Below are 22,534 nucleotides of genomic sequence, written 5' to 3' on the forward strand. Positions count from 1 at the left end.
CTTTACGCACGGGGGGCCTGCGGCCGACGCCCTACAGCGCCGGCTGGAACGTCTCGGTCCGCGCCATCCGCCAGGCGTCTCGGAAGCGCGGGTCTTCGGTGCCTTCGAGCAGCTCGCCCGGACGCAGCGAGGGATAGAGCTGCGCGAAGGATTTCACGTCCGTCGTCGAGGTACGCTGGGAGAAGTGGATCGGGCGCAGCTGCTGCGGATGTTCGAGACCGGCCGCGGCGATCAGCTCGGTCAGCGAGTGCAGCGTCGCAAGGTGATAATTGTGCACGCGGTCAATCTTGAGCGGCACGTAGAGTGCGCGCGCCCGCGTCGGATCCTGGGTCGCGACGCCGGTCGGGCAGCGGTCGGTGTGGCAGCTCAGCGACTGGATGCAGCCGAGCGAGAACATGAAGCCGCGCGCCGAATTACAGTAGTCCGCGCCGATCGACATGGCGCGCGCCATGTCGAAGGCGGTGGCGATCTTGCCGGAGGCGCCGATCTTGATGCGGTCGCGCGCGCTGATGCCGATCAGGGCGTTGTGGACGAAACTGACGCCCTCCCGCATCGGCATGCCCAGATGATCCATGAACTCCAGCGGCGCGGCGCCGGTGCCGCCCTCGTTGCCGTCGACGACGATGAAGTCGGGATAGATGCCGGTCTCGATCATCGCCTTGCAGATCGCCAAAAATTCCCAGGGGTGGCCGATGCACAGCTTGAAGCCGGTCGGCTTGCCGCCGGAGAGCTTTCGCATCTCGCCGATGAACTGCATCATGCCAACAGGCGTCGAGAAGGCGCGATGCGAGGCCGGCGAGATGCAATCCTCGCCCATGGCGACTCCGCGGATCTTGGAAATCTCCTCCGAGACTTTCGCTGCCGGCAGCACGCCGCCATGACCGGGCTTGGCACCCTGGCTGATCTTGAGCTCGACCATCTTGATCTGGTCCTGGCGCGCGACGCGCGCGAAGGCTTCGGGATCGAAGGTGCCGTCGAGATGGCGGCAGCCGAAATAGCCCGAACCGATCTCCCAGATGATGTCGCCGCCCATCTCCGCGTGATAGGGGCTGAAGCCGCCCTCGCCGGTGTCGTGCGCGAAGCCGCCCTTCCTGGCACCGGCATTCAGCGCGCGCACGGCGTTCGGGCTGAGCGCGCCAAAACTCATCGCGGAAATGTTGAACACCGAAGCCGAATACGGCTTGGCGCAATCCGGCCCGCCGATGATGACGCGGAATTTCTCCTCGGCATGCGTCTTCGGCGAGACCGAGTGATGCATCCACTCATAACCCTGGCGGTAGACGTCCTCCTGGGTGCCGAACGGACGCTTGTCGAGCTGCATCTTGGCGCGCTGATAGACCACCGCACGGATGTCGCGCGAGAACGGCATGCCGTCCTTCTCGCTCTCGAAGAAGTACTGCCGCATCTCCGGGCGTATCTCTTCGAGCAAAAAACGGATATGGGCCGAGATCGGGTAGTTGCGCAGAACGGCGTGGCCCTTCTGCATGAGGTCGCGGACGCCAAGCGCCGTCAGCGCGCCGAAGATCAGGATCGGGATCAGCAGGATGTCGAAGATCTTGCCATCGGCGAAGCCGATGCCGGTCAGCAGCGCCGTGACCACCGCGCAGATCGTCAGGACGATGAAGCGCGGAGAGAATGGCAGCAGCAGGGTTTCCATGATCCCCTCTTCCGCCAGCGGCAGCCGTTTGGCCGATGGGTTGGGCGATAAGCTGGGCGATTCCTGCGTTTTGTTCTCGTCGGCCACGATTCCCATCCTCTCGCCAGCATGAGGCGGTACGATACGCCCGCGCCTGTCATACGGATATGACGCGGCGGTTGTTTCACGCTAGCGAATTCGACGGGGACAAATCAATCAGCCCGATGGGCGGGCTGCTGCGGTGCAGCAGGGCCCGGGAGGGACGGAATTAACCGGTCAAGGCGCTTTACCAATGCAAGCGTCCTGGCTTTTGCCAGGACGACACGAGAGGGCCTACCGCTCGACGAACGCCTTTTCGATCACGAAGTGGCCGGGCTTGTTGCCGGAGCCCTCGACGAAGTCGCGGCCCTCGAACATCAGTTTCAGCTCTTCGAGCATCGCCGGGCTGCCGCACATCATGATGCGGTCGGTCGCGATGTCGAGCGGGCCCTGGCCGATGTCGTTGAAGATCTGCTCGGAGCTGATGAGATCGGTGATGCGGCCGCGGTTCTTGAACGGCTCGCGGGTCACGGTCGGATAGTAGATGAGCTTGTCCGCGAGCAACTCGCCGAACAGTTCGTCCTCGCGAAGACCGGCGACGAGCTTCTCGCCATAGGCGAGCTCGGAGACCTGACGGCAGCCATGCACCAGCACGATGCTGTCGAATTGGTCGTAGACCTCGGGGTCCTTGATCAGGCTGGCGAAGGGCGCCAGGCCCGTGCCGGTCGAGAGCAGCATCAGCCGCTTGCCGGGAATGAGATTGTCGGTGATCAACGTGCCGGTCGCCTTGCGGCCGACCAGGATGGTGTCGCCTTCCTTGATCTTCTGGAGACGCGACGTCAGCGGGCCGTCCTGAACCTTGATCGAGAAGAACTCGAGCTCTTCCTCGTGGTTGGCGCTGGCCATGCTGTAGGCGCGGAGCAGCGGGCGGCCCTCAACCTCGAGGCCGATCATCGCGAACTGGCCGTTCTGGAAGCGGAAGCCGGAATCGCGGGTTGCGCGAAAGCTGAACAGGGTGTCGGTCCAGTGCTGGACGGAAAGAACCTTCTCTCGGTAAAACGCGCTCATGATTTTCGATATTCCGAATAATTGCGGTTTTAGGGCAAAAGCGTTGCCCGGCCCCTGAAAGCGGAGCGGACACCATTGCCATGGCGGAGGATTTCGCGTGTGTGATCTACGCCATTGAGACCAATAATCAACCTCGTTCCGGATGCAATTGATGCCGGTCAAACCGGCATTTGCGGCGGAAATGGTCGCATCATTAATGGATCTGCTGTCCGGCGCGCGCGGAGGGCAATTTCTTTTCCCTCCGGGGCCCGAATACAGCACTTAATTTCCGTGGCGCTCGCGAGAATTTCATTAAGAATAGCTCTGATTTCACTCTCGTTTGGCGCCGTTTCCCGCATTTTTGCGGCTTTTGGCGCCAAGCTCGACTGGAACTGACGGCTGCGAGTGGCGACAAGACACATGGTGAACGGCGAGCGGATCTTCGTCCAAGCGATCAGGCGCTATTGCGCGACCCGTGGCATCGCGCTCGATGTCCGCGCCGATGGCTGGCTGCTCGCGATGCGCCGGGGCGAGCAGCGCCGCTTCGCGTTCGGCTACGACATCGGCCTCAACAGCGCCATCGCGCACCGCCTGGCCAACGACAAATCGGCCACCGCCGAGGTGCTGGCGCTCGAGGGCGTGCCCTGCATTCCCCATCGCCTGTTCCTCAATCCGAAGTTGGGCGAGAAGGTTGCCGGCGTCGCCTGGCGAGAGGCAATGCTGGCGCTGCTTCACGACAATCCGCAAGGCGTGGTGGTGAAGCCGAACGAGGGGACGTCGGGACGATCCGTCTTCAGGGTCACGACGGAAACAGAACTCGATCATGCGGTTGGCGAAGCCTTTTCTATGAGCGCCGGACTCGTGATCTCGCCCTATCTCGTGATCGAGGATGAAGTTCGCGTGGTCCTGCTCGATGATGTGCCACTCGTCGTCTACAGCAAGCAGCGCGGCTCGGATTGGCGGCACAATCTCGATGCGGGTGCAAAGCCCGTGCTGATGCAGGATTGCGATCTTCGCGCAGCCTGCGCAAAGCTCGCCATCGACGCCGCCAATGCCCTCGGCATCGCCTTCGCCTCGATCGACCTCGTGCACGTCACCGGCGTCTGGCGCGTGCTCGAGATCAATTCCGGCGTGATGATGGAGACGCTGGCGAAGCTGCATCCGGCGCTGGTGCAGACGACGTACGATGCAGCGCTGGATCGGGTGTTTGGGGAACGCTGAGCAACACGCGCGCTGTCGGCTTCAACCGACCGCCAACCGATACGCAGCCTTCGCGTTCACGCCAAACGCCTTCTCACGCGCCTGCGGACCGAGCTTCATCAGGCAGGCCTCCAGCGCGCCCTTGATCTCACCATAGCTCCCCGCGAGCAAACATACCGGCCAGTCCGAGCCGAAGATCAAGCGATATTCGCCAAAGCATGTCGCGGCGTGCGCGACGAACGGAAACAGCCGCTCCGCATTCCAGTCGCTCCAAACCGCTTCCGTCGCCAGCCCCGAGACCTTGCACCAGACATTGCCGCAGGCCGCGAGTGCCGCGATGCCATTGGACCATTCGTCGCTTCCACCGTCGGCGATCGGCGGCTTGGCTGCGTGGTCGAGCACGAAGCGCGCATGCGGGAACGCCTGTGCGGTTGCGATGGCGGCCGGCAGCTCGCGGGTGCGGACCAGGAAATCGTAGGCGAGATCGTGCGCGAACACGGCCGTGAGGCCGCGCTGGACGTCCTCGCGCAACAACCAATCCGGATCGGCCTCGTCATGGACCTGATGGCGGATGCCGACCAGCTTGTCGCCGCCGGGCGAAGCGCGTAGCCGGTCCAGCGTCTCGCCAAGTGCAGCGTCGGTCAGATCGGCCCAGCCGACGACGCCGATCACCGAGGGCGTCGCATGCGCGATCCGCAGGAATTCCTCGGTCTCCGCCAGCGCGGAGCGGCACTGTACCAGGATGCTCGCGTCGATGCCGTTGGCTTTCAAGAGCGGCGCGAGATCGGCCGAACCGAAGGCACGCCGGATCGGCGTGAGCTCGGGCGCGTCCATCCAGGGATAATCGGCGCGCACGGGATCCCAGAAATGCTGGTGAGCGTCGATGATCATGCCTTACGCTCCGTCCGGCAATGGCGCGCGGGCGTCGACGAGTTCTCGCCCACGCAGCTCCTGCCAGAACGCCGCCGGCACCGGCGTCTCCGACATCGCGATGTTGTCAGCAACTTCCGCGGCGTTGCGCGCGCCCATCACGGCGACCGTGACTGCCGGATGGGCCATGCAGAACTGCAGCGCGGCGGCTTTCAGCTCGGTGCCGTGCTTGCGGCAGAGCTCGTCCAGCGCGAGCGCGCGGGCGACGAGTGCCGCATCGGCGTCCTGATAGTTGAACTTCGCGCCGGTGTGCGGACTGGCCAGGATGCCGCTGTTGTAGATGCCGCCGAGCAGGATGCCGATATTCTTCGCGGCGCAGACCGGGAACAGCGCATCCAGCGCGCCCTGGTCGAGCAACGTGTAGCGGCCGGCGAGCAGGAAGCAGTCGACCGGAACGGCCTCTGCAAACCGGACCAGCATGTCCGACTGGTTCATGCCGGCACCGATCGCCTTGACGGTGCCGTCCGCGCGCAGGCCCTGCAGCGCGCGGAAGGCGCCGGCGACGGCGTCGTCGTAGTGATCGTCGGGATCATGCACGAGCAGGACATCGACGCGATCGAGCCCAAGCCGCGCCAGGCTTTCCTCCACCGAACGCATCACGCCGTCATAGCTGAAATCGAACACCGGCCGCTCGCGCGACGTGCCCTTGTAATGCTCGTCCTCGGCGGCAGCGCCATCGGGCACGCGCAGCAGGCGGCCAACCTTGGTCGAGATGGCGTAGGAGTCACGGGGCTGTTGCCGCAGGAATGCGCCAAGGCGTCGCTCCGCAAGGCCAAAGCCGTAGAGCGGCGCGGTATCGAAGAAGCGGATTCCGAGCGACCAGGCGCGGGCGATCGTCGCCTCCGCATCGGCGTCGCTGACGGGGGTGAACAATCCGCCGAGCGGGGCGGAACCGAGGCCGAGTGAGGTGACATCGAGAGAGCCGAGCCGCGACCTTTTCATTCCCATTGCCTCAACAGTCTTCCCCAACAGCCAAATCATCTCTCCCGCTTGCGAAAAGCGCAAGCGGGAGAGGCACGCAGGAGCGCGGGGCTGGCGACGCTCCTACTTCAACATCTGCGCAACGTTGTCCTTGGTCACGAGATCGAGGCCGGTATAAACGATCTCCGGCACCTTCTCGCCCTTCTTGATGGCGAGCAGCGTGTCCATCGCCTTCTCGCCCATCTCGAACGGACGCTGGCCGACCAGCGCATTGGCATAGCCATCGCGCAACAGCTCGAGCTGCATCTTCAGCGTATCGGCCACGACAAGCGTGAACTTGCCGGCATCGATATCCTTCTTGTACCTGGACGCGAAGGCCTTGAAGCCTTCGGGGGCGAACATCGGCCAGCCGCCGATGGGAACGATCGCAGCGAGGTCGGGCGTCGCGGTACGCATGTCAGTCATCTGCTGAACCGCCAGCGCGGGATCGTCGTTGCAGAACGTCGGCGAGCCCGCGACCTCGGTCCATTTCGAGCCCTTCAGCGCCTCGCGGACGCCGTCGACGCGCTCGGCGAGGTTCTTGGCGCCGGGACCACCCGAGACCATGGCATATTTGCCGCCGTCGGGCCGCAGCTTCAGGAGCTGCTTGCCGAGGGCGACGCCGAACTCCTTGTTGTTGGTGCCGATATAAGCGATGCGCTTGGCGCCGGGCGCATCGGCGTCGAAGGTGATGACGGGGATGCCGGCCGCGGTCGCCGCGTCGATCGACTTGGTCATTGCCGCGACGTCGGCAACCGAAATGGCGAGGCCGTCGACCTTCTGAGTGACGAAGTCCTGGATAATCTGGGCCTGCGTCGCCGGCTCGTGCTCGACCGGCCCCTTGTAGATGCACTCGATGTTGCCGAGCTCCTTCGCACGCTTCAGGCAGCCGTCGCGCGCGAAGTCGAAGAACGGATTGTTCATCGCCTTGGGCACGATCACGAACCGGTAGTTTGCGGCAAACGCCGGCGTAGCCATCATCGCGACCGCGATGCCGGCAAGTAGATATTTCCTCATCGTCTCCTCCACCCTTCTTTGGCGCCTGTCCTCTCAAGATCGTCCGGGAAGTGGACAGGCGGCATTTTCGTTGCCGTCCCGGAACGACGTCGTTTCAGATCATCCGCGAGCGGATGCGGTCGACCAATACGGCCAGGATGATGATCACGCCCACCAGCGTCTGCTGCCAGTAGGAGCTGACCTGGGCGAGCACGAGGCCGTTGCGGATCACCTCGAGCAGCACGCAGCCGACGATGGCGCCAAGCGGTCCACCGATGCCGCCGGCGAGATTGGCACCGCCGATGACGGCCGCAGCGATCACGTTGAGCTCGTAGGATGTCGCCATGTTGGCCGGCGCCGACCCAAGCCAGCCCGAGATGATGATGCCCTGGAGGCCTGCGGCGAGCGCGCAGATCACATAGACCTCGATCTTCACCCGCACGACCGGGATGCCGGTGAGTTCGGCCGCCTTCTCGTTGCCGCCGAGCGCGAACACGTGACGGCCGAACGAGCTGTGGTGCAGCACCACGGCCATCGCCAGCGCGAGGACGATCAGATAAATGAACGGCACGGGCACGCCGAGCACGTCGCCCGAGGTGAGCGCGTAGAAATAATCGGCATCCGGCCCACCTGGAAAGCTGCCGCGTCCGTTCGAGACGACATAGCCGAGCCCGCGTACGATCGAGAGCATGCCGAGCGTGGTGACGAACGGCGACAGGCCGAGCACCGCGATACAGAACCCGTTGACGAGGCCGGCGAGCAGCGCGACGCCGAGGCCGGCGAGAAGCGAGACCACCAGGATCAGGCCGGGGACATTGGCAAGCACGGTCTTGCCGTCGGCCGCCATGTGCACGAACAGGGAGCCCGCCGGCGAGCCGGGCGCCGACAGCTCGGTCATCACCATCGAGGTGACCATGGCGGAGAAGCACATCATCGAGCCGACCGACAGATCGATGCCGCCGGTGATGATCACGAAGGTGACGCCGAGCGTCGCAATGGCGATGAAGGAGAAATTCTTCGCCACGTTCTGCATGTTGCCTTCGGTGAAGAAGTACGGGCTGGCGAAATGCATGACCACCAGCAGCACTGCCAGCGCGAGCAGGACATAGCCGGTCTGGGACGCGAAGATGCCGCGCTGCCACCATCTGATTTTGCCGACATTCGAGAAGGTGATCGGGGATTCCATGGGCATGGCCATCACGCCGCCTCCTTCGCGCCGGTGATCAGGGCGGTGACTTCCTCGGGGGAGGTCTGGTGGATGGGCTTGTCGGCCCGCTTTTCGCCGCGGCGCATGACGATGACGCGATCGCACACCGCGAACACGTCAGGCATGCGGTGCGAGATCAGCATCACGGCAACGCCCTGCTCCTTCAGCCGGTGGATCAGGCCGAGTACCTGCTCGACTTGGCGGACCGAGATCGCGGCCGTGGGCTCGTCCATCATGACCAGCTTCGCGTTGGAGAGCCGCGTCCGCGCGATCGCAACCGCCTGGCGCTGCCCGCCCGACATCTGCTTGACGAGATCGTCGGGGCGCGTCTCCGAGCGCAGCTCGCCGAACAGCTCCAGCGCACGCGCCGCCATCGCCTTGTGGTCGAGCAACGCGAACGGCCCGATCCTGCGCTTCAGCTCGCGGCCGAGAAAGACGTTGGCCGCTGCGGTGAGATTGTCGGCGAGCGCAAGGTCCTGATAGACCACCTCGATGCCGACGCCGCGGGCATCGACGGGCCGGTTGAAATGAACCGCGCTGCCGGCGAAGCGGATTTCGCCGTGGCTGGGGCGGAAATTGCCGGCGATGATCTTGACCAGCGTCGACTTGCCCGCGCCGTTGTCGCCCATCAGGCCGACGACCTCGCCGGGGAGGACCTGCATGTCGACGTCATGCAGCGCGCGGATCGCGCCGAACTCCTTGCCGATGCCGGTCAACTCGAGGACCGGTGTCGCTTGTGCATTTGTCATCAGCGGCCTTCCTCAGACGTAGCGGTTGACGAGCGATTCCAGATATTCCTGCCGGCCCGAGCGCGGCTGCGGGTCAAAGCCCGGGCCGTGCGCGCGGTCGGCAAGTTCGGTAAGCGAGCGCTGCCCGCCGAGAATGGCGCGGCCCTCGGGCCCGGCCCATCCCTCGTAACGTTTCGCAAGCGGCGCAGTGAGCACGCCGGCGTCGAGCATGTCCGCGGCGGCGAGCAACGCCCGCGCGCAGGCATCCATCGAGCCGACATGGGCATGGATCAGATCGTCGGGATCAATCGACTGGCGGCGGATCTTGGCGTCGAAATTGAGCCCGCCGGAGCTGAAGCCGCCGCGGCTCAGGAGCTCGTGGAACACCAGGGCAAGCTCGGGCACGTTCATCGCGAATTGGTCGGTGTCCCAGCCGAGCAGATCGTCGCCGCGGTTGATGTCGAGCGAGCCGAACACACCCAGCGCCTCCGCGAGCGCGACCTCGTGATGGAAGGAGTGGCCGGCGAGGATGGCGTGGTTCTGCTCGATGTTGAGCTTGACGTCCTTCAGCAGGTCGTAACGCGCGAGGAAGCCGTAGCAGGTAGCGACGTCGAAATCATATTGGTGCTTGGTCGGCTCCTTCGGCTTCGGCTCGATCAGGATCGGCCCCTTGAAGCCGATCTTGTGCTTGTGCTCGACGACGAGCGAGACGAAGCGGCCGAGCTGGTCGAGCTCGCGCTTGAGATCGGTGTTGAGCAGCGTCTCATAGCCCTCGCGCCCGCCCCACAGCACATAGTTCTGGCCGCCGAGACGGTGCGTCACTTCCAGCGCGGCGCGGACCTGGCCGGCGGCATAGGTGAATATCTCGGGATCTGGATTGGTGGCCGCGCCCGCCATGTAGCGCCGATGCGTGAACAGATTGGCGGTGCCCCAGAGCAGGCGTACCTTGCTCGAGGCCATCTTCGCTTCGAACAGATCGGCGATGGCATTGAGGTTGGCGACGGATTCCGCGAGTGAGTTCCCTTCCGGCGCCGCATCGACGTCGTGGAAGGTGAAGAAGGGCACGTCGAGCAGGCGAAACAGCTCGAAGGCAACGTCGGCCTTGGCGCGCGCCTGCGCCATCGCATCGGCGCCGTGGTGCCAGGGCCGCAGGAACGTCTCGCCGCCAAAAGGATCGCCGCCGGGCCAGCACAACGAGTGCCAATAGCAGACCGCAAAACGCAGATGGTCCTCCATCCTGCGGCCATGGACGAGGCGGTCCTTGTCGTACCAGCGGAAGGCGGGCGAGTTTCCCGCATCCTTGCCGGCGAAGGCGACAGGTGCGGTTATATCAAAGAATTTCACAGACGCGTTCACTCAGGCACACTCCTTCAACGCAGGATAAAGCTCGCGCCAGCGGCGATAGGCCTCGTCATAGGCCGCAGCCACGGATGCGCGGGGCGTAAAACTCGCGAGCCGGCGCGGACGAGTGCAAACCGCAGCCGCGTCTTCGCCGGTGGCGGCGAGCCGTCCGAGCTTGGAGGCGCCGAGCGCCGCCCCGACCTCGCCCTCCTCGACGCGGTGGACGGGAATGCCGAGCACATCGGCGCAGATCTGCGCCCACAGCGGCGAGCGCGAGCCGCCGCCGACGAGATCGACCTCGGGAAGCGGTCCGCCGGCCGCGCTCAGCACCGCCAGATTGTCGCGCGCGGCGAAGGCGACGCCTTCGAGCACGGCCTGAACGATCTGGGAGCGGCCGGTCGCACCGCGCAGGCCGACGAAGGCGCCGCTGGCCGCGGCATCGTTGTGCGGCGTGCGCTCGCCGTCGAGATAGGGCAGGAATTTGACCGGGCTCGGTCCATCGACGCGCTCGCCGAGCGGCGCCAGCAGCGCTGCGGCCGGAACCTCCATCACGCTCGCGAGCCAGGCCAGCGACGCCGCCGCCGACAGCATCACGCCCATCTGATGCCAGCGGCCGGGCAGTGCGTGACAGAACGCATGGACGGCCGAGGCCGGCGCCGGTGCAAACCGATCAGTGACGCGGAACACTACACCGGATGTGCCAAGCGACAGGAAAGCATCGCCCGGCGCGATGGCGCCGAGCCCGATCGCGCTCGCGGCATTATCGCCGGCGCCGCCGGCGACCACGACATTCCTAGCCATGCCCCAGCGTTGCGCGTAGTCCGGCGCGAGCGTCGCGCTGACCTCACTGCCCTCGACGAGGCGTGGCATGTGATGGAGATCGAGCCCGGTGGCATGCAGCAGCAGGGGCGACCAGCGGCGCAGACCGACGTCGAGCCACAGGGTGCCGGCCGCGTCCGACATATCCTCGACCATCTCGCCGGTCAGGCGATAGCGGACGTAGGCCTTCGGCAGCAGCACCTTTGCGACACGCGCGAAGATTTTTGGCTCGTGCCTGGCGACCCAGAGCAGCTTCGGCGCGGTGAAGCCGGGCATGGCCAGATTGCCGGCGATCGTGTGCAGCGACGGGCAGCGCCGCTCCAGCGCGACGCATTCGGCGTGCGAGCGGCCGTCGTTCCATAGGATCGCGGGACGCAGCGGCCGTCCGTCCTCGTCCAGCAGCGTCGCGCCGTGCATCTGGCCCGACAGCCCGATGCCGCGCACCCGCGCGACCTCGCGCGGATGGCGGGCGGCAAGATCGTCGACCGCGCCGACCGCCGCATCGACCCAGCCATCGGGATCCTGCTCGGACCACAGCGGCGCGGGATGCGATAGCGCAAGCTCGCGCGCCGCCGTCGCGACAACCGCGCCGGCTTCGCTGACGAGCACCGCTTTCACACCTGATGTGCCGATGTCGATTCCGAGATACACGCCGTCCTCCCTTTCGCCTGTTGCGGTGCGCGAACTCAAAGTCGCCTTATCCGCAACGGGTCATTTTGAATTCCACCTGCCGCTAAGGCAGATTGTCCCGCATCACGATGTCGATCCTGATCTTCTCCTGTTCGCGCAAGATCGGCTCGCCACGGGCGAGCGCGAGCAGCACACGCACGGCGGCGCGCGCTTCATGTCCGGGGTTCTGCGAGATCGCGGCATGCATCACGCCCTGCAGCAGCAGCCGGCGCGTCAGCGCAGTGACGTCGTGTCCGACAAACACCACCTGCTTGTCGCGGCTGGCATCGCCCAAGGCCTTTTCATTCAACGCGTTGGCGACGCCTTGCGTACCGGCGCCGACATTATAAAGACCCACGATGTCGGCATGCCTGCTCAACAGCCGCGCCAACAATTGTTCCGAACGCGCGTCCTCGTCGCGTCCTTCGAGCACCGGCAGCACGTTGAGGCCGGGGAATTCAGAGGCCATCACCTGGTTGAAGCCAAAAATGCGCTCGGCATGATCGCGCAGGCCCTGCGAGCCCGCGACGATCGCGACCTTGCCGGACTTTTGGCCGACCAGCCGTCCGACCAACGCGCCGGCGGTGCGCCCCGCGGCAATGTTGTCGATGCCGACATAATGGTGCCGGCGCGACGACGGCACGTCGGAGACCAGCGTCACGACACTGGTGCCGGCATCGACGAGATCGTCGATGGCGGCGCGGACGCCGGGATGGTCCAGCGCCACCACGGCGATGCCGTCGTAATCGTCGGAGAGCCCTTCCAGGGAAGCCGCGAGCACGGACGGATCGAACACGTCGGTTGCGACGGTCTCGACGCCGAGGCGGCGGGACGACAACCAGCCCGACATCTCGCCGAGATAATCCTGGATCTGCTGCATGAACGGGTTCGGTCCCGACGGCATCACGAAGGCGAAACGGCGGGCGCGGCCGCGGGCGAGCTCGGCGGCGGCCACGTGAGGCTGGAACGAATTGCGCTCGATCGCCTCTTTGACGCGCCGGACCGTATCCGGCCGCACGCCCGGGCGATTGTGCAGGACGCGGTCCACCGTCGCGAGGCTGACCCCGGCCTGGCGGGCGATGTCCTTCAGCGTCAGCGCGGTCGTGGTGAGCGTCTCGGCCATGGCTGAAGGCTAGCAGAGGTGTTTTGAGGTGCGCAACTCATTTTGAGGGGCAGTAGGCATTTTCCCGCGGCTGGGCCTAGGAACAGCCTTTCCCGTCCGCCGTTGCTGCCCCGTGCGTAACGATATCACCCATGATCCCGGCGAGGGATTGAGTCCGACTCTCGAGCGGAACATCCAGGCGTTGGTCGAGCGCCGCCGCCGCGAGCAGCGCGCGGCCAAGGGTCAGGAAAAGGTCGCCGATGCGATCACGGCGTTCACCGGCAGCATGGCGTTCGTCTACCTCCATGTCGCGGTGTTCGGCTTCTGGATCATCGCCAATCTGCACTGGCTGCCGGGAATTCCGGCCTGGGACGAGAGCTTCGTGGTGCTGGCGATGATTGCTTCGGTCGAGGCGATCTTCCTGTCGACATTCGTGCTGATCTCGCAGAACCGCATGAGCGCAGCAGCGGACAAGCGCGCCGATCTCGATCTCCAGATCAGCCTGCTCGCCGAGCACGAATTGACCAAGGTTGCCCGCCTCCTCACGCAGATCGCCGAGCGGCTGGACGTCCAGCCCGACTCGAAGCGGGATCTGGAGGAGGCAAGCCGCGACATCGCCCCCGAGCGCGTGCTCGATAGGATCGAGCAGACGCGTTCCTGAGCTATCGGCTCGCCGACAGATCCAAGGTCAGGAACAGGCTGTTGGGATCGTCGACATAGCCTTGGAACGGGCCGCAGAGGACAAAGCCATGCGCCCGGTAGAGCGCGTGCGCCGGCTTGAAATAGTCCCACGAGCCGGTCTCGAGGCTGAGCCGCGCCATGCCGCGCGCGCGGGCTTCCGTGATGATGTGGCGGAGCATCTCACCGCCAAAGCCGCGCCGGCGCGTGGTCTGGAGCGTGTGCATCGACTTCACCTCGCCATGCTCGGCTGACAGCGACTTCAGCGCACCGGTGGCGACCAGCGTGTCGCCGTCCCAGCCGGTCCAGAACGCGACTTCCGGGGCACGAAGCCCGGCGAGATCAAGCGCATGCGCACTGCCCGGCGCGGTCTGTGCTCGCGCCGCCGCAACGTGATGGTCGAGCAGCGCGATGACGCGTGGATCAAAGGTGTCGCCGGTGCGGATCTGCATCGTCAGGGCTCACATCTTGCCGTAGGACGCGCCGCGGCGCGTGATGATGACGTAGCGCGCATCCTGTCTGGTCTCGTTCTCGAAGATAACCGCGCGCATCACGTCGAAATCGAGACAGTCGCCTTCGCGCAGGCGAACCGCCTTGGCGTCGATGTGCACCGCGATCGCACCCTCCAGCATCAGCAGTTGCTGGGTGAAGGCATTGCGCCCCCAGGGGCTGTACGGCACCCGCGCACCGGCCGGCAAATCGACGACGATGATCTCGATGCCGCTCGCCGCGTCCGTCGGCGAAGCGTGGCGGCGGCGATAGCCGCTGTCGGGATCGCGCCAGTGCGGCTGGTCGGCGAGCCGCACCAACCGCTCCGGCGGCTTTTCGGCCAACGCGACGACGTCGCTGAGCGACACGTCGAGCGCGGCGCAAAGTTTACCCAGCAGCGCAGCCGTCGCACTGCTCTGCGCCCGCTCTACCCGTCCGATCATCGCACGGCTGACGCCGGAGCGGCCTGCGAGCTCATTCAGCGTCATGCCGGCCTGCGTCCGAAGCGTCTTCAAGCGACGACCGATCGCGCGATCGAGCTTTTGCTGGTCCATTGCTTGTAGGTCCTGACTTTCATCCGAACATGGCCCGGCGCGGTGACCGCAAGCCACCAGGCGAGAGAGCTTAACCGAGAGCGCGCCGGGTGCCGGTCACGACGAGCTAATATATTGGAAACTTGGTCTGGCGCACGCGAGAGAACATCGGCCCTTCTTCGCCAAGGCTTCGAAAGGCATCCTGCTTCGCGTTGCCGAGATATCAAAGTCCTGCGAAGCGCCTTGACGCGAAGCAGGATGGAGCGGGCGAAGGGAATCGAACCCTCGTATGCAGCTTGGGAAGCTGCCGTTCTACCATTGAACTACGCCCGCGGATGCGCAGCCTGCGCCCGCTCTGATTAGCCGAGACGGCGCATCTCGCCAAGCGCTTTGGCGCAGCCCGCCTGACCCTTCTTAAGTTTCCGGTAAGATTTTGGGTGCGGCGGATTGTGGCGGTGTTATGATCGACTGTCTGGGGAGACGTGCACTGAGTGGGGCGTGTGCATGGTGGGGCGTGGCTACGCGATATTCGACACGACCATAGGGCGCTGCGGCATCATCTGGCGCAGCACCGGTATCGTTGCCGTGCAATTGCCGGAGGCGCGGGAGATCGACACCCGCCGCCGGATTTTCCAGGTCCATCCCGAGGCGCGCGAGCAGCGGCCTTCCGCGAACGCCGAGTTCGCGATCGAGGGCATCGTGGGCTTGCTGCAAGGCAGCGATGCCGATTTTTCCGAGGTTAGCCTGGACGCGAGCGGGGTGCCCGGCTTCAACCGGCGGGTCTACGAAGCCGCCTGCGCCATCCCGCGCGGGGAGACGCGCACTTATCACGAGATCGCCAAGACGCTGGGCGCCTCCGGCGCCGCGCATTCGGTGGCACAGGCGATCGCGAGAAATCCCTACATGCTGATCGTGCCCTGCCACCGGGTGCTGGAGGCCGGCAATTACACCGACCGCCTCTCGCCCTATGGCGGGGTGATCTCCAAGCGGCGGCTGCTGTCGCTGGAGGGCGCCCATCCGATCGCCAGCAAGACGCTGTTCGACGTCCTGCTGCCCGTTGCCCCTCCCCGAGCGCCCACCTAGATAGGCGGGATGGACGCAACCACGCTGCTGACCACCCCTTCGATGACGGTCTCCGAGTTTCGCTGCGACGCGGGACCGGACGACAGCCCGTTTGCGGAGTGCCGCACCGGCCATTCCATCGCCTATGTCCGCGCGGGCAGCTTTGGCTGTCATTGCCGCGCCGGCTTCTTCGATCTGGTCGCGGGCTCGATGCTGGTCGGCGCGCCGGGCGAGGAATACACCTGCACGCATGAGCATGTCGCCGGCGACGTCTGCCTGTCCTTTTTCCTCAGCGACGATCTGGTCGACGCGCTCGGCGGCCGGCGCGACGTCTGGCAGGTCGGCGCGACGCCGCCGCTGCCCGAGCTGATGGTGCTGGGCGAACTCGCCCAGACGGCGGCAGATGGCAACAGCGACCTCGGTCTCGACGAACTCGGGCAGATCCTCGCCGGTCGTTTCGTCGATGTCGTGTCGGGCAAGACGCGCAAGCCGACGACACCGACGGCGCGTGATCGCCGCCGCGCCGTGGAAGCCGCGCTGTGGATCGACGCCAATTCGCATGCCGAGGTCGACCTCGAACAGGCGGCGCGGCAGGCAGGCCTCAGCCCCTTCCACTTCCTGCGGCTGTTCTCCGCCGTGCTCGGCGTCACCCCGCATCAATATCTGGTGCGCTCGCGGCTGCGGCATGCGGCGCGGCTGCTGACCGACGACGACATCGCAGTCACCGACATCGCCTATGACGTCGGCTTCGGCGATCTCTCCAACTTCGTCCGCACCTTCCACCGGGCGGCCGGCGTCTCGCCAACCAAGTTCCGTCAGGCCTCGAAGGGGGAGCGCAAGATTCTCCAAGAGCAGCTTGCGCTCAACTGACTAGGTTCGTCTCCGGCGCGCGCCGATTGCGGCGCGCTTTGGAAATGGAGACGACCATGTACGATCATATCGGATTGCGCGTTGCCGACCTCGACGCCGCCACGCGCTTCTACACCGCGGTGCTGGCGCCGCTCGGCTATGTCCTGTGCTCGAGCGGCGATGGTTATGCCGGCTTCGGGCCGAAGGGCGAGCCGGCGCTGTGGCTGCACCTGAACAAGGGGCGCAAGGCGGATGGCGCGCATATCGCGTTTCGCGCTGGGGATCATGATTCGGTCAAGGCATTCCATAGCGAAGGCCTGAAGAGCGGCGGTCGCGACAATGGCGGTGCCGGCCCGCGCAAGGATTACAGCCCGACTTACTACGCGGCGTTCTTGATCGATCCCGATGGTAACAATGTCGAGGCGGTCTGCACGTGAGCTCGCTCCGTCATTGCGAGGAGCACTTGCGACGAAGCAATCCAGACTCCAACCGCGGAAACATCGCTGGATTGCTTCGCTGCGCTCGCAATGACGGAGTCCTCGACCAAAATCTAACGCAACCAAGGACACCTTCATGGCCTCCATCCACAACGACATTCCCCTCCCCGCCCCGGCTCACGACGTCTGGGATGCGGTTCGCGATTTCGGCGCGCTGCATCGGCGGCTGGCGCCGGGCTTCGTCACGGCCTGCACGCTCGACGGCGACGCGCGCATCGTCACCTTCGCCAACGGATCGGTGGCGCGCGAGGTGCTGGTCGATTGCGACGATGCCGGGCGGCGGCTGGTCTACGCGATCAACAACGAGCGTCTGAAGCATTACAGCGCCTCGGTGCAGGTGATCGCCGAGGGCGAGGGAAGATGCCGCCTGGTCTGGATCATCGACATGCTGCCGAACGAGCTCGCGCCCTATGTGCAGGGACAGACCAAGGATGCCGTCGCCGCCATACACCGAGCGTTTCCAGCCGCAGCTGCGTGATCTTTCTCACAGAGCCCAGCCCTCGTCCGCAATAACCATGGCGGCGTGCGTCCGGTTGGCTCCGCTCTCCCGGCGGCGCCCCGCACGCGAGGAGCAGGCCATGAGAGGTGCGGACAAGGTGATCTGCCAGGCGGCCGCCGTGCTGCTGATGTTTTCGATTTCGAGCGGACCGGCAAAGGCCCAGTTCCTCGGCGGCGGAGGTGCCGGCGGCGAGGACATGATGACCCAGATGGCGCCGATGCTGGAGATGATGAAGGCCAAGATGGGCAAGCGCCGCTTCGGCATGATGATGCAGACCATGGGCCCGATGATGAGCCGCATGATGGAGAATGGCGGTGGTGGTCTTGGTGGCATGATGGGCGGCGGCGGAATTGGCGGCCTCGGCGGCGGCAATCTCGGCGGCGGTGTCGGTGCGCCCAATTACGGCGGCTACGCGCCGATGGCCGGAGGCGGCACCATGCCGACGGGCATGGGCGGCATGGGCGTCGGCGATATCATGGGCATGCTCGGCGGCGCCGGCGGCGGCGACATGATGGCGATGATTCCGCAACTGATGCGGCTCGCCAATGTCGGCGGCAGTGGCGGCCATCGCCGCCACAGGCATCGCTAGTCCGCAGCGGCCGACAGAGCCGGCCTGATCGCAGGTTTGGTTTGGCGTGGTCCCCAGCGCGTCAGCACCACGCTGGAGCACGAGAGCAGGCCGAGCACGACCATCGAGCTCGCCGCCAGCCAGAAGAAGCTTTGCGCGGTGGCATCATGCGTCGACAGCCACCAGCCGACCGCCGAGATGTAGATCAGCCGCGCAGTCTGCGCCAGCACCGGTCCGATCACCTTGGCTGCGCCCTGCGACGAGAAATACATCGTCGAGGCGAGGCCGATGAAGGCGTAGAACGGCGCCACCGTCGACAAATATTGATGGCTGGTGGCGCGCACGATCGCGCTGTCGGTGAAGATGTTGACCCAGAGATCGGGGAAGATCGCAACCAGGCACGCCGGTGCACCGACGGCGACGAAGGCGCTCGCGGCCGCGATCCAGGCGATGCGCCGGGCGCGGGCGATGCGGCCGGCGCCAACCGCCATGCCGATCATCGGCACCGAGGCGATGCCGAACGAGAACGCGATCGAGGTCAGCAGGAATTCCAGCCGCGCACCGATGCCGTACCCTGCGAGGATCGCGGTGCCGAATTTCGCAAGCATGTGGGTGAAGATCGAGATCGTCAGCACGGATTGCAGCGGCGAGAAGCAGGCGATGGCGCCGACTTTGAGGATGTCGAAAAACATCGCCCATTGGATGCGCAGCCCGCGCAGCTTCGGCGTCACGCGGGCGCGGCCGGAGAACAGGTACCAGCCCATCACACCGATGTTCATGCAATAGGCAATCAGCGCGCCGGCGGCGACGCCGCGCATGCCGAATTGCGGCACCGGACCGAGGCCGAGGCCAAGTGTGCCGCCGAGCACGATCTGCCAGGCCGCGGAATTGAGGATCAACAGCGACGGCAGCTTCATGTTGCCGGTGCCGCGCAAGACGCCGGCCATGGTGTTGAGCAGCCAGGGCAGCACGGCGCCGCTAAAAAACACCTGGGTGTAGGCGATCGCATGCGTCAGCACCTCGCCGCGGCCGCCGAGCATTTCCAGAACGCGCGGCCCGAAGATCAGCATGCCCAGCATGAAGACGAGGCCGAAGCTGATGCCGATCAAGAGCGCGTGCGCGGCGAGCGTCCCGGCACGCTCGCGATCGCCGGCGCCGAGCGCGCGCGCGATGGCGGAGGCCACCGCGCCGCCCATCGCACCGCCCGACATGGTCATGGTCAGGATCACTGTCGGAAACACCAGCGCCATCGCGGCCAGCGCTTCCACACCAAGACGTCCGATATAGGAGGTCTCCGCAATCACCGTGCAAGTGCCGGCGGAGAGCGCGACGACGTTGGGCCAGGCCAGTCCGAGCAGCGTGCGCAGGATCGGCCCGTCCATCAGCGCGCTCCTGACGGGGCGCGGAGGCGGCGGCAGCGGACGCTCCTGTTCATCGACCGGAATTTCGGCGATGTCTGACATGTCCTCTCCGGGCGAAAGCGCCATTTGCGGCGCAGCAATGCTTAGGTGTGCCAATGAATTGGTTCGCGCGCAGGGCGCAACGAGAGGCTTGTTAGCACGACACGCAGCGATTCCTCCTGCGCCAGGTGCAGGCGTGCCCTGCGGCAGCGCATTTCAACCCGTGGAATTGCGGCTCTCAGTCTCCGTGTGGCCATCCTTCGAGACCACGAGGCCAACGCACGCGCGGCATTACCCAATCGTCCAGAGCAATGGCGGACGGCCGCGCCTTGTCGGGGACAGGTGCACGCCGATGTGCCGCCCGCATCCGGCCGCGAGCCCTTCGAACAACCCCGCCAGTACCTTGGCGCAAGCGGGGTGGTGATCGGCGATGCCGTCCATCAACTTCCAGCTCTGCTGACGGATTTCGAACGTGCCTTCGGATTGCGTCGTCTCAGCCACATCGTCCTGCGCGACAAACAGCGCGTTGAGGAACGTCGCGAATTCGCTCGCACCGCCGCGGCCCACCGACAGCGCCGCAGCGATCTCGTCAAAATATTGCATCCCGATCAGCTTGCCCGTGAGGTGCAGGATATAGCCGGCATCCTCCGGGCCGAACAGCTGCACCATCACGGGCGCGGCGGTGCGCACATATTCCATCGCGTAGTTGCGATAGGCTTTTTCCAGTCGCGGTCTTGGCCAGCTTGCGACCGGCAATGCCGGAGCCGCGGCAGCATCGAACAGCGGCGCTTCGAGATGCCGCGCGAACACGAGGCGCTGGTCGAGCTCGAGGGGATGGTCATATTGATAATAGTAGCCTTCGAGCCCGTCCTGGCCGTCGACGCTCTGCTTGGTGCAGACGAACCCCAATCTGGTATCGCCGAGCGCCACGCCGTTGTTGGCGTGCCAGCCGCGCAGCATCGCGCGCGAGACTTCGCCCGGCACGCCGCAGATGGCAGTGCCTTTCCAGATCCAGCGCGGTGGCGGATAGCGGATCCAGGCTTTGCGGTCGCTCTCATACATGTATTCGACGTGCACGCCGCCGATCCAGTTCGAGAGGTAGTGATATTGCGCGGCGGCGACTGCTGGCGGCAGATGGCTCAGCCCGAGCTTCTCCAGCCCCAGCAGGAAGCGCTCCTGCTGCTGGCGGCGGAACACGCGAAAGACGAACTCCGCGGCATCTGCCGTGCCGCGACGCGTGACCACGGTGAGGATCAGGCCGGTGAAGTAGGCGTGATAGAGATCGGCAACCGCGCGCCAGCGTTTCCATTGAGCTTCCTGCGCGGGGTCAGATGCGGCGGTCATGTTTGCTCCCGATCGTTGTTTTGATTGGAGTGTGTCACTGCAGCCGGCGACGGACAAGCTGAGCCGCATGCAGGGCGCCCTGCACGCCGGCTCGCCAATTCCGCATCACGAATTTTGCGCAACTCTGGCGGCACGCTCGCGCTCGACGCGGTCGGTGACGTCGCGTGCCATCGCCACCGATCCCTGCACCACTCCAGCGGCGTCCCGCACCAGCGCGAAGGTCATCTCGATGTAGAGCTTGCGCCCGTCCTTGTGCAGCGCGCGGGTCAGTGTCGGCTTGCCCGCAAGCTTCATCGCGCCGCTGGCTAGTGCGGCCTCGAAACCCTTCCAGTGCGCGGCGCGCAGATGTTCGGGAATGATCAGGTCGAGATTCTGGCCCAGCGCTTCGTCCGCGGAGAAGCCGAACAGTGCGGACGATGCGCGATTCCAGCGCATGATGGTGCCGGAGCGATCCGAATAGATCAGCGCATCGGCGACGCCGTCGAGGATGTTTGCGTCGAGTTGGGATGGATTGGTCATGTCAGCACCTGGTGGCCCCGATGGAGCACAGCGTAAGCCGGGATCGTGCCACAAGTGAGACTTTCCCGGATGACGCTTGCGCTCCATCCGGGCGACGGGTGATCGCTACACCCGGAAATGCTTGCTCAGCTTCAGGCCCTGCGCCTGGTAGTTGGAGCCGATGCGCTGGCCGTACATCGCGTCGGGACGGGCCAGCATCTTCTCGTAGACGAGGCGGCCGACGATCTGGCCGTGCTCGAGGATGAACGGCACCTCGCGCGAGCGCACTTCGAGCACGGCGCGCGACCCCAGCCCGCCAGCGCCGGCATAACCGAAGCCGGGATCGAAGAATCCGGCGTAGTGCACGCGGAACTCGCCGACCAGCGGATCGAACGGCACCATCTCCGCGGCGTAATCGGGCGGCACCTGCACGGCCTCTTTCGACGCGAGGATATAGAACTCGCCGGGATCGAGGATCAGGCTGCCGTCGGGGCGGGCCGAGATCGGCTCCCAGAACTCCTCGACGGAATAGCCGGCGCGGCGATCGACGTCGATGACGCCGGTGTGGCGCTTGGCGCGGTAGCCGACGAAGCCGCCGCTCTTTTCGCCGGAAAGATCAACCGAGACGGCGACGCCGCCGGTGAGATCGGCGTCATCGATATCGACGAGACGCTCGGTCGCATGCAGCGCCTCGAGGTCGTCGATGTTGAGGATGGCATCGCCGGTGCGGAAGCGCACCTGGCTCAGGCGCGAGCCCTCGCTGACCAGCACCGGGAACGTCTTCGGACTGATCTCGGCATAGAGCGGACCGTGATAGCCGGCACCGATCATGTCGAAGCGGCGGGTGCCGTCGGCGATCACGCGGGTGAAGACGTCGAGCCGGCCGGTCGAGCTTTTCGGGTTGGCGGCCGCGACGATCTCCGGCGGCAGCGCAAGGCTTTCGAGCAGCGGCACGATGTAGACGCAGTTGGTCTCCAGCACGGCGCCGTCGGCGAGGCTGAACTCGTGCAGCTTCAACTCGTCGATGCGCTCGGCGACGGTGGCGCCGGGACCGGGCAGGAAGCTGGCGCGAACGCGATAGGCAATGTCGCCGAGGCGCAAATCGAGGCTCGCCGGCTGGATCTGGCTTTCGACGAAGTCGTAAGCGGGCAGGATGAGACCACCCTCCGCCATCGCCGCGATCATGCGGTCGGGCAGGATACCATTGGCGTCGGCGGCGACCGTGAACGTCAACCCGGGGTCCTCATCAGGGATCAAACACATCCCGACATGCGGGAAATATGAGCGTTTTACGGCTATCCGATGGACGTCTTGACGGAAAGGGCATTGCGGAATATGAGCATGACTTATCCCGTGGTGATTTGAGCCGGCCGGCTTGCAGCCACGTTAAATAAGTCGCTAAACAGGCCGGGGACCTCTGTGATCCCGGCCCGTGGAGATATT

Annotated in this window: 23 protein-coding genes, 1 tRNA gene and 1 riboswitch; of the genes, 7 read left to right on the plus strand and 17 right to left on the minus strand. The window is 65.4% G+C overall.

The features are described 5' to 3' along the window. Nucleotides 1-31 precede the first annotated feature (31 nt). Together N551_RS0104085 and N551_RS0104090 are read right to left on the minus strand one after the other, a co-directional pair. Complete coding sequence (locus tag N551_RS0104085; RefSeq protein WP_197031100.1) at nucleotides 32-1,753, minus strand: FMN-binding glutamate synthase family protein; 1,722 nt, start codon at nucleotides 1,751-1,753, stop codon at nucleotides 32-34. A 216-nt stretch (nucleotides 1,754-1,969) separates the two neighbouring features. Then, nucleotides 1,970-2,743 (minus strand): ferredoxin--NADP reductase, encoded by a 774-nt coding sequence (locus N551_RS0104090; protein ID WP_007597827.1) that lies wholly within the window; start codon nucleotides 2,741-2,743, stop codon nucleotides 1,970-1,972. Between the two features lie 399 nt (nucleotides 2,744-3,142). Here N551_RS0104090 and N551_RS0104095 point away from each other — a divergent pair, with 399 nt between their 5' ends. Beyond that, on the plus strand, nucleotides 3,143-3,943 hold the full coding sequence (locus tag N551_RS0104095) for a RimK family alpha-L-glutamate ligase (RefSeq protein WP_027565870.1): 801 nt from the start codon (nucleotides 3,143-3,145) through the stop codon (nucleotides 3,941-3,943). A 21-nt stretch (nucleotides 3,944-3,964) separates the two neighbouring features. On the opposite strand, the gene N551_RS0104100 is transcribed toward N551_RS0104095, so the two are convergent. From N551_RS0104100 to N551_RS0104135, 8 genes are all read right to left on the minus strand, one after another. Beyond that, the gene (locus N551_RS0104100) at nucleotides 3,965-4,813 is read right to left on the minus strand and encodes an amidohydrolase (RefSeq protein ID WP_027565871.1); all 849 of its coding nucleotides are present in this window, start codon (nucleotides 4,811-4,813) and stop codon (nucleotides 3,965-3,967) included. Between the two features lie 3 nt (nucleotides 4,814-4,816). Then, a complete protein-coding gene (locus tag N551_RS0104105) occupies nucleotides 4,817-5,794 on the minus strand; it encodes an aldo/keto reductase (protein WP_027565872.1) in 978 nt (325 codons plus the stop codon). Nucleotides 5,795-5,896: 102 nt separating this feature from the next. Further along, nucleotides 5,897-6,829 (minus strand): sugar-binding protein, encoded by a 933-nt coding sequence (locus tag N551_RS0104110; protein ID WP_027565873.1) that lies wholly within the window; start codon nucleotides 6,827-6,829, stop codon nucleotides 5,897-5,899. Between the two features lie 94 nt (nucleotides 6,830-6,923). Next, nucleotides 6,924-8,006, minus strand: a complete 1,083-nt coding sequence (locus tag N551_RS0104115) for an ABC transporter permease (protein ID WP_027565874.1) — start codon at nucleotides 8,004-8,006, stop codon at nucleotides 6,924-6,926. Then, complete coding sequence (locus N551_RS0104120) at nucleotides 8,006-8,764, minus strand: ATP-binding cassette domain-containing protein (RefSeq protein WP_007597833.1); 759 nt, start codon at nucleotides 8,762-8,764, stop codon at nucleotides 8,006-8,008. Before N551_RS0104120 ends, N551_RS0104115 begins: the two co-directional genes overlap by 1 nt. Nucleotides 8,765-8,776: 12 nt before the next feature. Then, complete coding sequence (xylA, locus tag N551_RS0104125) at nucleotides 8,777-10,099, minus strand: xylose isomerase (protein ID WP_027565875.1); 1,323 nt, start codon at nucleotides 10,097-10,099, stop codon at nucleotides 8,777-8,779. Continuing rightward, nucleotides 10,100-11,554, minus strand: a complete 1,455-nt coding sequence (gene xylB, locus N551_RS0104130; RefSeq protein ID WP_027565876.1) for a xylulokinase — start codon at nucleotides 11,552-11,554, stop codon at nucleotides 10,100-10,102. Between the two features lie 82 nt (nucleotides 11,555-11,636). Continuing rightward, nucleotides 11,637-12,695, minus strand: coding sequence for a LacI family DNA-binding transcriptional regulator (locus N551_RS0104135; RefSeq protein WP_027565877.1), 1,059 nt, complete (start codon nucleotides 12,693-12,695; stop codon nucleotides 11,637-11,639). 112 nt (nucleotides 12,696-12,807) lie between these two features. On the opposite strand from N551_RS0104135, the gene N551_RS0104140 reads away from it, so the two are divergent. Beyond that, complete coding sequence (locus N551_RS0104140; protein WP_027565878.1) at nucleotides 12,808-13,335, plus strand: DUF1003 domain-containing protein; 528 nt, start codon at nucleotides 12,808-12,810, stop codon at nucleotides 13,333-13,335. 1 nt (nucleotide 13,336) lies between these two features. Here N551_RS0104140 and N551_RS0104145 read toward each other — a convergent pair whose 3' ends face one another. The 3 genes from N551_RS0104145 to N551_RS0104155 form a co-directional block, all read right to left on the minus strand. Then, a complete protein-coding gene (locus tag N551_RS0104145) occupies nucleotides 13,337-13,804 on the minus strand; it encodes a GNAT family N-acetyltransferase (RefSeq protein ID WP_027565879.1) in 468 nt (155 codons plus the stop codon). A 9-nt stretch (nucleotides 13,805-13,813) separates the two neighbouring features. Then, complete coding sequence (locus N551_RS0104150; RefSeq protein WP_018460106.1) at nucleotides 13,814-14,395, minus strand: helix-turn-helix domain-containing protein; 582 nt, start codon at nucleotides 14,393-14,395, stop codon at nucleotides 13,814-13,816. Nucleotides 14,396-14,633: 238 nt separating this feature from the next. Continuing rightward, nucleotides 14,634-14,707 (minus strand) — tRNA-Gly (locus tag N551_RS0104155). Between the two features lie 171 nt (nucleotides 14,708-14,878). On the opposite strand from N551_RS0104155, the gene N551_RS0104160 reads away from it, so the two are divergent. From N551_RS0104160 to N551_RS0104180, 5 genes are all read left to right on the plus strand, one after another. Beyond that, nucleotides 14,879-15,457 (plus strand): methylated-DNA--[protein]-cysteine S-methyltransferase, encoded by a 579-nt coding sequence (locus N551_RS0104160; protein WP_027565880.1) that lies wholly within the window; start codon nucleotides 14,879-14,881, stop codon nucleotides 15,455-15,457. A gap of 9 nt (nucleotides 15,458-15,466) precedes the next feature. Beyond that, the gene (locus N551_RS0104165) at nucleotides 15,467-16,306 is read left to right on the plus strand and encodes a helix-turn-helix transcriptional regulator (protein ID WP_027565881.1); all 840 of its coding nucleotides are present in this window, start codon (nucleotides 15,467-15,469) and stop codon (nucleotides 16,304-16,306) included. A 56-nt stretch (nucleotides 16,307-16,362) separates the two neighbouring features. Then, nucleotides 16,363-16,722: a VOC family protein gene (locus N551_RS0104170; RefSeq protein ID WP_027565882.1), complete on the plus strand. Its 360-nt coding sequence runs from the start codon at nucleotides 16,363-16,365 to the stop codon at nucleotides 16,720-16,722. A gap of 136 nt (nucleotides 16,723-16,858) precedes the next feature. Next, entirely contained in the window at nucleotides 16,859-17,260 is a 402-nt protein-coding gene (locus N551_RS0104175; RefSeq protein WP_027565883.1) for an SRPBCC family protein, read from the plus strand. Between the two features lie 100 nt (nucleotides 17,261-17,360). Next, the gene (locus N551_RS0104180) at nucleotides 17,361-17,870 is read left to right on the plus strand and encodes a hypothetical protein (RefSeq protein WP_027565884.1); all 510 of its coding nucleotides are present in this window, start codon (nucleotides 17,361-17,363) and stop codon (nucleotides 17,868-17,870) included. Here N551_RS0104180 and N551_RS0104185 read toward each other — a convergent pair. The 4 genes from N551_RS0104185 to N551_RS0104200 form a co-directional block, all read right to left on the minus strand. Beyond that, nucleotides 17,867-19,312, minus strand: coding sequence for an MATE family efflux transporter (locus N551_RS0104185; protein ID WP_027565885.1), 1,446 nt, complete (start codon nucleotides 19,310-19,312; stop codon nucleotides 17,867-17,869). The genes N551_RS0104180 and N551_RS0104185 overlap by 4 nt on opposite strands. A 228-nt stretch (nucleotides 19,313-19,540) precedes the next feature. After that, nucleotides 19,541-20,593, minus strand: a complete 1,053-nt coding sequence (locus N551_RS0104190) for a hypothetical protein (protein WP_027565886.1) — start codon at nucleotides 20,591-20,593, stop codon at nucleotides 19,541-19,543. Nucleotides 20,594-20,698: 105 nt separating this feature from the next. After that, entirely contained in the window at nucleotides 20,699-21,112 is a 414-nt protein-coding gene (locus N551_RS0104195; RefSeq protein WP_027565887.1) for a PAS domain S-box protein, read from the minus strand. Nucleotides 21,113-21,217: 105 nt separating this feature from the next. Then, the gene (locus N551_RS0104200) at nucleotides 21,218-22,354 is read right to left on the minus strand and encodes a 2'-deoxycytidine 5'-triphosphate deaminase (protein WP_155809444.1); all 1,137 of its coding nucleotides are present in this window, start codon (nucleotides 22,352-22,354) and stop codon (nucleotides 21,218-21,220) included. Between the two features lie 80 nt (nucleotides 22,355-22,434). Then, nucleotides 22,435-22,514, plus strand: a riboswitch (SAM riboswitch). Nucleotides 22,515-22,534 lie beyond the last annotated feature (20 nt).

Origin of the sequence: Bradyrhizobium sp. URHA0013 (genome assembly GCF_000518345.1) — a bacterium.
GTDB lineage: Bacteria > Pseudomonadota > Alphaproteobacteria > Rhizobiales > Xanthobacteraceae > Bradyrhizobium.